Here is a 12,515-nt window from a genome sequence, read left to right on the forward strand (position 1 = left end):
GGTGGCTCAGTCGAAATGGCGATCGGTGCGGGGGATCACGGCGGCGCGTTGTGCCAGCGCGGCCAGGATCAACTCGCGGAAGGCCACGGCCGGGGGCGGGCAACCCGCCAGGGTCACGTCGATGGGAACGACCTCGTGCAGCGGCAGCACCTTGTTGAGCAGTGGGGGCAGCTCGGGGTCGCTGGGGATTTGCGGGTTGTGCAGGTCGTTGCCCAAGTAGGCTTCGGCCACCAGCTCGGAGACGGGGATACCGTTGCGCAGCGCGGGGACCCCGCCGTACATGGCGCAGGCGCCCACGGCGACCAGGGTGGTGCAGCGGGCACGGAACTCGCGCAGCACCTCGACGTTCTCCTTGTTGCACAGGCCGCCTTCGATCAGACCGATGTCCACGCCGTCTGTGCTGACGTGTTTGATGTCGGTCAGCGGGCTGCGGTCGAACTCGATGTGCTCGATCAGGTCGGCCAGGGCTTCGTCCACGTCCAGGAAGGACATGTGGCAGCCAAAGCAGCCAGCCAGGGAGCAGGTGGCGATGCGCAGCTTTTTAGGGGGGGCGGTGTTCGCCGTGTTCTGGGGGGCGTCGGCGCTCATCAGCTGTCCTCCGGGCGCCGGGCGATGTCGGCGGCGTCGTAAGGGCGCTGGCCGATGGGGATGACGAAGCCCTGGCGTTTGGGCATCAGGGCGCCCACGGGGCAGATGTGCACGGCGCGGTCGGTCACGGCCACGTCGCTGTCGTGCAGCTGGCCGCTGGGGCTGTTGACGAGCAAGGTGGTGTGGGCGCCGCGCCCGCCGATGGCGAAGACGTTCTTGCCGTCCGCCTCGCGGCTGGCGCGCACGCACAGCTCGCACAGGATGCAGCGGCTGCGGTCGAGCCAGACGTCGGGGTGGGAGGCATCGACCTCGTGGTGCGGGGCGGTGTGCACGAAGTGCGTGTCCTGCATGTCGAGGTGGTAGGCCACGGCCTGCAGGTGGCAGGCGCCGCTTTTCTCGCAGAAGGGGCAGTGGTGCTGGCCTTCCACGAACAGCATCTGGGTGAGGCGCTGGCGGTCGTGATGGAGCTCAGGCGTTTCCGACTCGACCACCAGGCCGGGGCGGGCGGGCATCGTGCAGGAGGCCACCGTACGTCCCTGGATGCGCACGCTGCAGACCTTGCAGCTGCCGATCGGGTCGAAGTCGGCATGGTGGCACAGGTGCGGGATGTAGACGCTTGCGGCCTGGGCCGCTTGCATCAGGGTCTGGCCAGGCTGGAAAGGGATGGGGCGGCCGTCGAGCAGGAAGGTGTCGGGCGTGGCCTGGGGCGTGGTGATGGCTGTGGGCGTGGGGGGGCTGGGCGCGCTCATGCCGGGCTTTCCGTGCGGTGAGGGGCGTGGGTGGGCAGGTGGGCCATGTCCACGCAGGCGGCGTCCAGGTCAAAGGCGTGCAGGCTGGGCACCAGGCGGCGCTCGACCTGTTCGGGGAAGTGGGCGAGCACGTCGAGCAACGGGTGGGCGGCCGTCTGGCCCAGGCCGCAGTGGCTCACACGTTGCATGAGCGCACCAGTGTCACGCAGGCGTTCGAGGTCGTGCCGGCCGGCGTGGCCGCTCATCAGGCGGTCGGCGGTGTCGACCAGTTGCACGCAGCCGACGCGGCAGGGCGTGCAGAAACCGCAGGATTCGTGGGCGAAGAAGTGCGTGTACTGGCGGGCGACGTCCAGCATGTCCCGGCTTTGGTTGAAGACGGTGAAGGCGCCGCCGGTGGGCAGGTCTTCGAAGCTGATCTGGCGCTGCAACTGGCTGGCGTCGATCAGTTTGCCGGAGGGCCCGCCGACGAGCACGGCCTGTACGTCGTGCGCGCCGGCGTCTTGCAGGACCTCGGCCACGGTCACGCCCCAGGGGATTTCATAGAGGCCGGGGCGGGTCACGTCACCCGAGACGCTGAGGATGCGGGTGCCCTTGGACTGGGCGGTGCCCTGGGCGGCGAACCAGTCGCCCCCGTGTACGGCAATCTGGGCCACCTGCACGAAGGTTTCGACGTTGTTGTTGACGGTGGGCAGGCCCAGGTAGCCCCGGTCGACCGGGAAAGGAGGGCGGGTGCGCGGGATGCCGCGCTTGCCCTCCACCGATTCGATCAGGGCGGTCTCTTCGCCGCAAACGTAGGCGCCCGCGCCCAGGTGCAGAGCGATGTCGAAGGCCTGGCCGCTGCCGGCCACGTCAAAGCCCAGCAGGCCTTGGGCACGGCGTTGGGCCAGCACGTCACGCAGGTGCGGGGCGATGAATTCGTACTCGCCGCGCAGGTAGAGGAAGCCCTGGGTGGCGCCGACGGTCAGGGCGGCGATCGTCATGCCTTCAAAGACCTCGTGGGCCCATTGCATCAGCAGCATGCGGTCTTTGAAGGTGCCGGGTTCGCCCTCGTCGGCATTGCAGGTGATGGCGCGCGGGCCGGGGGCGTTGCGACAGGCCTGCCATTTTTGCCAGGTGGCAAAGCCCGCACCGCCACGGCCGCGCAGGCCGGCGGTTTGCAAGGCGTGCAGCATGCCGTCGGCCCCCCGGCTCAGCATGGCCTGAAGGCCGGTGCCGGGGGCAATGGGGTGGCTCAGGGTGAGCGTGTGACGCCAGACGGGGTTGTGCACGGCAAAGAAGTCGGCCGGCCAGGCGTCCACCGGGGTCTCAAGCAGGATCAGGTCGGCGATTTCGTCGATGCGTCGGGGTGTCAGCATCACCAGCGGGCGGCCGTTGACGAGGCCGGCAGGGCCCTGGTCACACAGGCCGGTGCAGGCGGTGCGGTGCACGGACACCAGGCCATCGGGGCGGGTGATGCCTTCGGCTACGCCCAGTCTCTGGCAGAGCTGGGCGATCAAGGCCTCGTTGCCCAGCATGCGGTCGGTGACGCTGTCGCTGACATAGACCGTGTAGCGACCGCGCGGCTCGAAGCTGAGGAAGTGATAGAAGCTGACCACGCTGCGGATGGCCGTGTAGCTCAGGCCCCATTGCTGCACGAGGGCTTCCATGGCTTGGGGCGGGATGTGGCCCAAGCGGGCCTGGATGGCGCGCAATACCTGCAGCAGGTTCTGGGGGCTTGCAGGCCAACGGTGGAGCAGATCGTCCAGATGCGCAGGCATGGTCAGGCAGGCGTCAGGTGAGGGCGGTTTGGCCGAGGGTGCCCGCCAGGCTGATGGTGAGGAGGGCCGAGGCGTCTTCAAGGGCACGCAGGCTGTGAGGCTCACGGGCATCGAGGTAGACGTGGTCGCCGGCTTGCATGGTGCGGACACCTTGGGACACGGTCATCTCAATGCGGCCTTCCAGGCACAGCACCGTGACTTCGCCAGAAACCTGATGGTCGGGCATGGCCTTGCCCGCCGGCAGCACCAAGCGGATGACCTCCAGATCGCGCCCTTTGACGAGGGCGTGGCTGGGGGTGTCCTGCAGGGCGAGGCCCAAGGGAAGGGTGGAGACTAAGTCTCCCGAGGTGGCGTGCTTGATGGCCATGGCTGCGCTCCTGTGTGGGGGGGCGGGTGAACCGTGTGGTGCGGGCTCAGCAGATGCGAGGCAGGGGATCACCCATCAACCAGTCCAGCATACGACAACCACCGAAGGCGGTGCGCATTTGCACGAAATGATGGGGGTCTTCGGTGACGGTGCCAATGCGGCAGGCCTGGGTGCCCAGCGGGTGGGCGTGCATGGCGGTCAGCAGGGTGTCCACGTCGTCCGGGTGGCACAGGGCCAGCAGCTTGCCTTCGTTGGCGAGGTAGAGCGGGTCCAGCCCCATCAGCTCGCAGGCGCCTTGGACGGCGGCCTGCAGGGGGATGGCGGCCTCGTCGAGCATCATGCCCACGCCCGAGGCTGCGGCGATCTCATTGAGGCTGGTGGCCACGCCGCCGCGTGTGGGGTCGCGCAAGACGCGCAGGCGGGCGCCGCTGCGCAGCATGGCTTGCACCAGGCTATTCAGGGGGGCGGTGTCGGAGGTGGTGGGGGATTCGAACTGCAGGCCTTCGCGCTGGCTGAGCACGGCCAGCCCATGTTCGCCAATGGCGCCGGACAGCACGATGGCGTCGCCCAGCTGGGCGTTGGTGCCAGACAAGCGCACATCGGGGGCGACCCAGCCGAGGCCGGCGGTGCTGATGTAGGCGCCGTCGCCCTTGCCGCGCTCGACCACCTTGGTGTCGCCGGTGACGATGGCCACGCCGGCTTCGCACGCCGCATCGGCCATGGCGCGGGCGATGCGCACCAGGTCGGCCAGCGGCAGGCCTTCTTCGAGGATGAGGCTGACCGTGAGGTGCAGGGGCGTGGCACCCATCATGGCCAGGTCGTTGACGGTGCCGTGGACAGCGAGCTGGCCGATGTCGCCACCGGGAAAGAACAGCGGGGAGACCACGTGCGCGTCGGTGGAGAGCACCAAGCGGTGTCCGGCGGGCAAGTGGTCGGGCATGGGCAGCACGGTGCCGTCGTCGCTGCCGGGTTGCCTGGGCTGGTCGTTCACCTGAGGCCAGGTGCGCGCAAACGCTGGCTGGAAGACCTCTTGAACGAGCTGGTGGCTGGCGCGGCCACCCGCGCCATGGGTCAGGTCGATGCGACCTTGCTTGAGGTCGAGGGGGCGCACGTAGCCGGGCTTGATGAGGCTCATGTGGAAGGGGGCCGCTCAGAGGGGGCGGCGGATCTGTTGGTGGCCGCAGTGGTGGCAGTCGGCGCACGGTGGCGGCCGTAGGCGTAGTGGGCCGCGCAGGCGCCTTCGGAGCTGACCATGCAGGCGCCCATCGGGTTGTCAGGCGTGCAGACGGTGCCGAAGAGCTTGCAGTCCACCGGCTGGCGCTGGCCGCGCAGGATGGGGCCGCACAGGCATTGCGGGTGGTCGGGCACGCTGCGGTCGTGCAGGCCGAAGCGCAGCTCGGCATCGAAGCGGGCGTAGGCGGAGCGCAGGCGCAGGGCGCTGTGGGGGATGCGGTCCAGACCGCGCCAGGCAAAGTCCTCACGCAGCTCGAAACCCTCGTGCACCAGGGCTTGTGCGCGGGTGTTGCCCTGCGGGCTCACGGCGCGGGTGAATTCGTTTTCGACCTCGGCGCGGCCTTCGTTGACCTGCTGCACCAGCATCAAGATGGCCTGCATCATGTCCAGCGGTTCGAAGCCGGCGATCACCACGGGCAGACGGTAGCGCGCCGCGAAGACCTCGTAGGGCTGGGTGCCGATGATGGTGGAGACGTGGGCGGGGCCGACCAGACCGTCGAGCGGGACGTGCTCGGGCTGGTCGAGGATGGCGTGCATGGCCGCGGGCGTGAGCACGTGGTTGCACAGCACGCTGAAGTTGCGCAGGTCTTCGCGCAGGGCCGTTTGCAGGGCCACGGCGGTGGGCGGCGTGGTGGTCTCGAAGCCGATGGCGAGGAAGACGACCTCGCGCTCGGGGTGGGCGCGTGCCAGCGCGAGCGCATCGTCCACGGCGTAGACGATGCGCACATCGGCACCCTGGGCGCGGGCGCGGATCAGGCTGAGCTGCTCGGACGCCGGCACGCGCAGGGTGTCGCCGTAGCTGGCCAGGATCACGCCGGGGCGGCTTGCGAGTTCAATCGCCATGTCGATGCGGCCAATGGGCAGCACGCACACGGGGCAGCCGGGGCCGTGGATCATCTGGATCTGCGGCGGCAGCAGATCGAGCACGCCGTAGCGCGCCAGGGCATGGGTGTGGCCGCCGCAGAACTCCATGAAGCGATAGCTGCGACCGGGCTGGACCGCATCGGCCAGCTTCTGGGCCAGGTGGCGGGCCAGCGTGGGGTCGCGGAACTCGCTGACGTATTTCATGCGTCAACTTCCGGTGAGGCTTGTGCATGGTGGGCCGCCAGCTCGGCAAACAGCGCCAGGGTCTGCGCGGCTTCGTCCGGGTCGAGGCGGCTGAGCGCATAGCCCACGTGCACGATCACGTGGTCGCCCACGGCTACCTCGTCGAGCAAGGCGAACGACACGTTCTTGCGCACACCGCCAAGGTCCACCTGACCGGACTGACCGGTGGCGTCCAGCGAGATCACACGAGCGGGCAGGGCGAGGCACATGGTGGGGTGGGCGTCAAGCGGTGAGGGACACAGGGGCGGTGAGGCGGTGGTGGGCCACCCAGGCCTGGCCCAGGCTCAAGCCGCCATCACCACAAGGATAGTGGCTGGCGCGCCAGACGCGCAGACCAGCGGCTTGCAAATGCTGTGTCAAGGCGTCGTCGAGCAGGCGGTTGGCCAGGCAGCCGCCGTTGAGCACCACGGTGCCAATGCCATGCTGCGCGCAAGCTTGGGCGGCCCAGGCGGCCAGGTCGCGCGCCAGGGTGAGGTGGAAGACGGCGGCGGCGTCGGCCAGCTGCGCGGCCGGGCGGGTGGGGGCGCTGGAAGCGGTGGGTTGGTCGCACAGCCAGTGCATCAGGGGGTGCCAGTCCAGGACCGATGGTGCCGACCGCGCCGGTGGCGAGGAGGCCGACCCGACGGTGGACAGGGGGGAGAAGGTGGGGGCGGTTGGCAGAGGCAGGCGCTCTGCAGCTCGGGCCGCCAAGGCTTCCAGGCGCATGGCCGCATCGCCCTCATGGGCAGAGTGATCGAGCAGTCGCAGCACACCGGCAGCGGCGTCGAACAGGCGGCCCAGGCTGGTGCTGCGCGGCAGCGCAGTGAGAGTGGACGAGGGCGCGGCCTCGCCTTGGGTTTGTACCAGCCAGGAGTGCAGCAGGGCAGCGCCCGGCTGGTCGGCAAAGCGGGCGGCAATCTCATCACCACGGCCCAGGGTGTGCAGCAGGGCGATGCCCAAGCGCCAGGGCTCGCGGGCGGCGCGTCCCCCACCCGGCAGGGGCAGCGGATGCAGGTGGCCCAGACGCTGGCATTGGTCGCGGTGCACCCACAGCAGCTCGCCGCCCCAGGCTTGTCCGTCGCTGCCCAGGCCGTGACCGTCCAGCGCCAGGCCGATCACCGGCTGCAGGCTGGCCGGGTCGTGCGCGTGCTCGGCCAGCACGGCGGCAATGTGGGCGTGATGATGCTGGACGGGGATCAGCGGAACGTCGGCTTGACCCGCCCACTCGGCGGCGAGTCGGCTGCTGTAGAAATCGGGGTGCAGATCGCAGGCCAGGGCGGTGGGGCGTACCTGACGCCAGGCGGGCCATTGCCGGGCCAAGGCCTCAAAGGCCAGGCGGGTGCCGGCGTTGTCGAGGTTGCCGACATGGGGCGACACGAAGACCTGCGTGCCTGCCGTCGGGTGTGGGGCGCTCAGGCAGAGCGTGGCCTTGAGTTCGCCACCGAGGGCCAGCACGGTGGGAATGGGCACATCGGATCCGCCGTGTCGGTCTTCGTTGTGCGGGTCCGCATCGGTGTCCGTCTCAGTGCCGGCGTCGGTCTGGGTGTCGGCTGCTGAAGGTGTTCCAACCGGCATCCACGTCGGCCAGTGCATCGGCAGCGGCGCATAGCCCCGCCCCCGGCGCAGCCAGCAAGCGCTGCCATCCAGGCGCACGCGCAGCACCGAGTCGTCATTGCGGGCGGTGATGGCGCGATCGTGCAGCAGCAGCGCGTCGGCCAGCGGGGCCAGTTCTCGCCAAGCGTGGTCGTGGTCGATCACCAAGGGCTCGCCCGGCGCATTGCCACTCGTCATCACCAGCCAGGGGGCTTGCGCCTGCTCAAGCCACGCCGGGCCAGTGGGCCGTCCGGCAGCCTCGTGAAACAGCAGGTGGTGCACCGGCGTATAGGGCAGCATCACACCCAGAGAGTGCAGGTGCGGGGCCAAGCCAGGGTAGGCCTGCGAGGTGTGAGGCTTCTGGTTCAGCAGCACGATGGGCCGCTCGGGCGAGCGCAGCCAGCGCGCCTCATCCGGCGACACGTCAAGCCAGTCCTGCAAAGACGCCACATTCGCAGCCATCACCGCCAAGGGTTGGGTCGGGCGCCGCTTGAGGGCGCGCAGGCGGGCCACGGCCTCGGGCCGGCGTGCATCGCAGCACAGGTGAAATCCGCCCACGCCCTGCAAGGCCACGATGCGACCGCTGGCCAGCAGCTGCCAGGTCTGCGCAATGGCATCACCGGGCAGCGCCTCGCCGTTTGACAGACACAGCGACAGCCTTGGACCACAGTCCTGGCAGGCCTGGGTCTGGTCGTGAAAGCGCCGGTCGTGCGGGTCATGCACCTCGACCTCGCAGCGCGGGCACAGGTCAAAATCGGCCAGAGACGTGTTCGCCCGGTCGAACGGCAGGCGGCGCGTCACGGTATAGCGCGGCCCGCACTGTGGGCAATGGATGAAAGGATGGCGCCAGCGATGGTTCGTGGGGTCGAACAGCTCGCCCAGGCAGGTGTCGCACACGGCCAGGTCGGCGCCCAGCAGGGCGTGGAGTTGGGCCTGTTCGCTCAAGGCCGGGCTGGGCAAGATCGTGAAGTCGGCGGACGACACGGCGGGCAGGCCGGGCGCGTGCGCATCACCCGTCAGCAACTCATCCACGCGACCTGGGGCGGGCAGCTGAGTCAGGCGGGCAAGCAGTTGGTCCACGTCGTCCACCGGCCCCTCGGCCAGCACCTCGACGCCGTCGCCGGTGTTGCGCACCCAGCCGCGCAGGCCCAGCGCACGGGCCTGCTGGCAGACCCAGGGCCGGCAGCCCACGCCCTGAACCTGACCACGCAGGATCAGGCGGTGGCGCACTGCGTGTCGATCCAGCGCATCCATGCGTCAAAGCCCTCGCCGGTGGTGCTGGACAGCTGGATCACCGGGGCATCCGGGTTCACCTGGCGCACAAAGTCGAGCGCCCGCGCCACGTCAAAACGCAGGTGAGGCAACAGATCGCACTTGTGCAGCAGGATCAGGCCCGCTGCCTGGAACATGTCTGGGTACTTCAGGGGCTTGTCCTCGCCCTCGGTGACGGAAAACACCAGCACCTTGGCGCGCTCGCCCAAGTCAAAGCCGGCCGGGCACACCAGGTTGCCCACGTTCTCGATCATCAGCACGCCATGCGGCAGGGTGGGCAGATCGTGCAGGGCGTCGTGCACCATGCGTGCGTCCAGGTGGCAGCCCTTGCCGGTGTTGATCTGCACCGCCTGCACGCCGGTGGCGCGGATGCGCTCGGCATCGAAGCTGGTCTGCTGATCGCCCTCGATCACGGCGACCGGCCGTTGCTGCGCTTTCAGGCGCGCCACGGTTTCGACCAGCAGTGTGGTCTTGCCTGAGCCGGGGCTGGAGACCAGGTTCAAGGCCAGCGTGTGTTGACTGGCCAGGTGCGCACGCACATGGTCGGCCATGTGCTGGTTGCCGGCCAGGATGTCTTGTTCCAGTTGCAGCACGCGGGTGTGCATGTCGCCGGTGGCGGTGTGGTGATGATGGGATGCCGTGGCGTCATGACCATGCGAATGCGCATGATCGTGGGCATTCGGCGCATGGGCCTGCGCCGATTCACAACCGCAAATGGTGCACATGGTTCCGTCCAGACTCCGGGTGGGCTGAGCGGCAGTATCGCAGTTACAGGAACCGTTTTGGCATCAGCCGGCGCATCTGCTGCCCCAGCACCGCCCGAAAGCGTGGGCTGTGCAAACACACGCCGCCCACCAGGCCCACGGCGCAGCCCAACACGGTGTCGTAGAAGCGCGCCTCGATCAGGTGGGCCGGCACGCCCCGGCCCAGGGTGCCCGCCTCGGCCAGCAAGATGGTCAAGGGGGTGATGAAAATGGTGGCGAAGCCATAGTGCCGAACCACCACGGTTTCCACGATGAAGGTGAGGATCATCAGCAAGGCCGCGACCCCCCAGGCGTTGAGCGGCAGCAGCAACAGCCCCCAGGCCACCAGCAGGCCCAGGCCGGTGCCCAGGATGCGGTGCACCTGCTTGTTCCACACCGCCTGCAAGGAGGCCCCCTGGATCACCGCCAGGCAGCTCACGGGCACCCAGTAGGCTTTTCCCAGCTGAAAGAGTTGCGCCAAAGCCAGCGAAATGCCGACGAACACGCCAATCACCACCGAATCGAAAATCACGAAATCGAAGGTGGGTGTGGGCAGGGGCTGGACCGGCATGGGTGCCTGCACACTCAATCGGTGCAAGCTGTAGAAGAAAGCGATCAGGCTGGCCAGCAAGGAACCCAGGGTGATCAGTCCCACCATCAGGGGCAACTGTTCGATCCTGATGGGGGTGTAGGCCCCGATGGCCGCCGCCATGATGAAGAACAGGCTCCCCGGCACACCCACCGCATAAAAACGACACACCATGTTGGCGATGATGGCCGTGAAGACCAGTGCCGGCATCATCAGCGCTGGCACGAAATGGCTGATCAGACCGATCGTGTAGCAGGCGCTCATGGCAAACGAGCAAGCCATCAGTGTGACCATGCGGTGGTACAGCGGGGTGGCGGGCAGGTACAGAAACACCAGCCCACCCAAGGACGACACCAGGCCATAGTCCATGTGTCCGAACCAGGCGCCCACGCACAACGGCAGTCCTGAGGCCAGGGCCGCCGCAAAAGGCATTTGCCAGGGGCGGTCACTGCGGTTGAGTGTCGTCAGCTGCCGCCACTGGTTCAGCAGCAGCTTCATGACATCCAAGCGTGAAGAATCAGTCCTCATGTGAGGGGCCCGAAGGGGCGGTCAACAACACGCACAGAGTGTACGTGGCCCTCACCGGTCGCTCAGGTCAACGCGTCAGTTTTGGCCAGATCACCGTGCCGTCGATCTGCTTCGTGCTGCCGATGGTTTCCGCGTTGTGGAGCCAGACCACCAGGGCCCCCGGCCCAGCCGAGGCCAAGGTCGGATACAGGTAGCGGGTGGCCGCAGGCGGCGGGCCGGACACCGCCAGGCCCGGCATGGCCGGAGAGGCGACACCGGCGGTGCTGATGCGCATCGCGTAGATGCCGGTCGGGCCGCCGGGATTGTTCGCAAAAGCACCGCGAGACCACGCGAGCACGTAGTCTGAACCGTTGAACGTCAGGCCAGGGTAGCCGGCGTTGGCGGTGATCCCGGTCGCGAACGCCAGGCCATCGGCCTGCAGCGGCGTGCCGGCCGAGCCGATCAGCGTGCCATACAGGTCGCCTGGCCCGGGTGAGAAGTTGTAGCTTTGCCCCGTGTGGTTTCGACGGTCGACCCACGCAATGAGGCAATTCGTCGGGTCGCAGGCGATCTGCGGCATCCATTGCGCCTCGGCAGCCGCGCTCACGGTGAACGGGGCAGGCTCCAGCAGGACACCCTGCGGAGACACGCGTCGGGCGTGGATGTCCGTGTTGGCCGGCTGCAAGGAGCCCGGCCCCGACTCCCAAGCGATCAGGAAGTTGCTGCCGTCGAACGCCACAGCGGGTTGGGCGAAATCGGCCACGCCCGTCGAGGCGATCGTGAACTCGACGCCGTGCAGGCCATTGGCATCCACCAGTCTGCCCAACAAGGCGCCGGGGACACTGTTGCGCTGGTACACCGCCAGCCATTTGCCGCCCCCTGCGGCCAAGGCCCGATTGCGGCCATCGGGCGCCAGCTCGGTGCCGGGGTAGGCGTCGAGCACCACGCCCGTGGCGCTGATCCGCTGGAAGCGCATGCCGTAGGCGGTGCCACTGCCGGACACGACGGCGTACGTGCTGGAGACCCCATTCCACGCCACGGCCAGGTGCCCCCACAGATCGTTGGTCGCGGGCGACAGTGACACGCTGCTCTGCAACTGCCCGTCCGCCGCGATGAACTGGCCGAGCCACTCCCAGGTGGTCGGCGTGATCTGTCGGTTGCTGATCAGCAGATGGCGTTGTCCATCGCTGGCCAGGGCTGGCCGCCCGGGGCGGGTCTCATCGGAGCTCGCGCTGCCCAGGTTGGCCAACAGGGTCGAGGGCGGCAGGATGCCGCCGAGGATGCCGTTGACGGACAGGCCTTTGAGCTCCAGGGTGGTTGTGCTCGTGCTGCCGCCGACCGTGGTCTGGATGGTTTGCCGGATCGCGCCCAAGCCCGGAGCTCGCCACTCGCGCACCGTTTGCGTCACGGGGATGCTGGCGCCGGTGGTGAGCGTCACGGTGCCCGAGGCGCTGTAACGGATCCGGGCCGTGTTCGAGAACGACCCGACATCGGTGTTCAGCGTTTCAAAGCCTTCGACGGTGCCATTGACCTGCCCGGAAATCGTTTCATTCAGGCCGTCGTTGTCCAGATCGACGCCGATGTTGGCATTGCTTCGGCTGACCAGGGGCGAGGCGCTGAAGGTGCCGTCAAAGCGCATCAGGTCCATCGGCGTGAGCGTGGCAGTCAGCCAGTCGGCAGGGTCGTTGTCACCCACGAAGGTGAAGGCGCGCGCATCTTTGCGGTAGTAGCTCTCGACGGGCATGCCGTCACCGGCCGGGTCGCTGTCCAGAAAGACCCATTGACCTGTCCCGGCGTGGAAGCCCGTGATGCTCAGGTTGTCGACATAGGGCAAGGCCACATCACTGGACGTGACGGCATACGACCAACGCGCCCCCACGCTGACGGGGTAGTAGTCTTCGGAGATGCCAGTCGGAGCCGGCGACGGGCGGGATCCACCGCCTCCACCGCCACCGCATCCCGCCAGACAGACCAAGACGACGCACGCATACCGACGCATGAGGCACCTCCCGCGTTCGCTTTTTCAAACAA

General features: G+C 68.2%; 11 protein-coding genes. All 11 read right to left on the bottom strand.

Features of this window, described 5'->3' with window-relative positions; genetic code table 11:
• Positions 1 to 6: 6 nt before the first annotated feature.
• Complete coding sequence (locus tag AC3WW4_RS06320) at positions 7 to 588, bottom strand: NADH-quinone oxidoreductase subunit B family protein (protein ID WP_488827524.1); 582 nt, start codon at positions 586 to 588, stop codon at positions 7 to 9.
• Positions 588 to 1,337: a 2Fe-2S iron-sulfur cluster-binding protein gene (locus tag AC3WW4_RS06325; RefSeq protein WP_488827525.1), complete on the bottom strand. Its 750-nt coding sequence runs from the start codon at positions 1,335 to 1,337 to the stop codon at positions 588 to 590. Before AC3WW4_RS06325 ends, AC3WW4_RS06320 begins: the two co-directional genes overlap by 1 nt.
• Positions 1,334 to 3,094, bottom strand: a complete 1,761-nt coding sequence (locus AC3WW4_RS06330; RefSeq protein WP_488827526.1) for an NAD(P)H-dependent oxidoreductase subunit E — start codon at positions 3,092 to 3,094, stop codon at positions 1,334 to 1,336. The genes AC3WW4_RS06325 and AC3WW4_RS06330 overlap by 4 nt, the downstream gene beginning before the upstream one ends.
• Positions 3,095 to 3,107: 13 nt before the next feature.
• Positions 3,108 to 3,461, bottom strand: a complete 354-nt coding sequence (locus AC3WW4_RS06335) for a cupin domain-containing protein (protein WP_488827527.1) — start codon at positions 3,459 to 3,461, stop codon at positions 3,108 to 3,110.
• Between the two features lie 46 nt (positions 3,462 to 3,507).
• Positions 3,508 to 4,596 (bottom strand): hydrogenase expression/formation protein HypE, encoded by a 1,089-nt coding sequence (gene hypE, locus AC3WW4_RS06340; protein WP_488827528.1) that lies wholly within the window; start codon positions 4,594 to 4,596, stop codon positions 3,508 to 3,510.
• Positions 4,593 to 5,762, bottom strand: coding sequence for a hydrogenase formation protein HypD (gene hypD, locus AC3WW4_RS06345; RefSeq protein WP_488827530.1), 1,170 nt, complete (start codon positions 5,760 to 5,762; stop codon positions 4,593 to 4,595). Before hypD ends, hypE begins: the two co-directional genes overlap by 4 nt.
• Positions 5,759 to 6,010: a HypC/HybG/HupF family hydrogenase formation chaperone gene (locus AC3WW4_RS06350; RefSeq protein ID WP_488827531.1), complete on the bottom strand. Its 252-nt coding sequence runs from the start codon at positions 6,008 to 6,010 to the stop codon at positions 5,759 to 5,761. Before AC3WW4_RS06350 ends, hypD begins: the two co-directional genes overlap by 4 nt.
• 13 nt (positions 6,011 to 6,023) lie before the next feature.
• A complete protein-coding gene (locus AC3WW4_RS06355; protein WP_488827532.1) occupies positions 6,024 to 8,627 on the bottom strand; it encodes a carbamoyltransferase HypF in 2,604 nt (867 codons plus the stop codon).
• Positions 8,588 to 9,370, bottom strand: coding sequence for a hydrogenase nickel incorporation protein HypB (gene hypB / locus AC3WW4_RS06360; protein WP_488827533.1), 783 nt, complete (start codon positions 9,368 to 9,370; stop codon positions 8,588 to 8,590). Before hypB ends, AC3WW4_RS06355 begins: the two co-directional genes overlap by 40 nt.
• 43 nt (positions 9,371 to 9,413) lie before the next feature.
• Positions 9,414 to 10,475 (bottom strand): FUSC family protein, encoded by a 1,062-nt coding sequence (locus AC3WW4_RS06365; protein ID WP_488827534.1) that lies wholly within the window; start codon positions 10,473 to 10,475, stop codon positions 9,414 to 9,416.
• 97 nt (positions 10,476 to 10,572) lie between these two features.
• Complete coding sequence (locus AC3WW4_RS06370) at positions 10,573 to 12,483, bottom strand: hypothetical protein (RefSeq protein WP_488827535.1); 1,911 nt, start codon at positions 12,481 to 12,483, stop codon at positions 10,573 to 10,575.
• Between the last annotated feature and the right edge of the window lie 32 nt (positions 12,484 to 12,515).

The organism is Aquabacterium sp. TM01, from assembly GCF_057808345.1.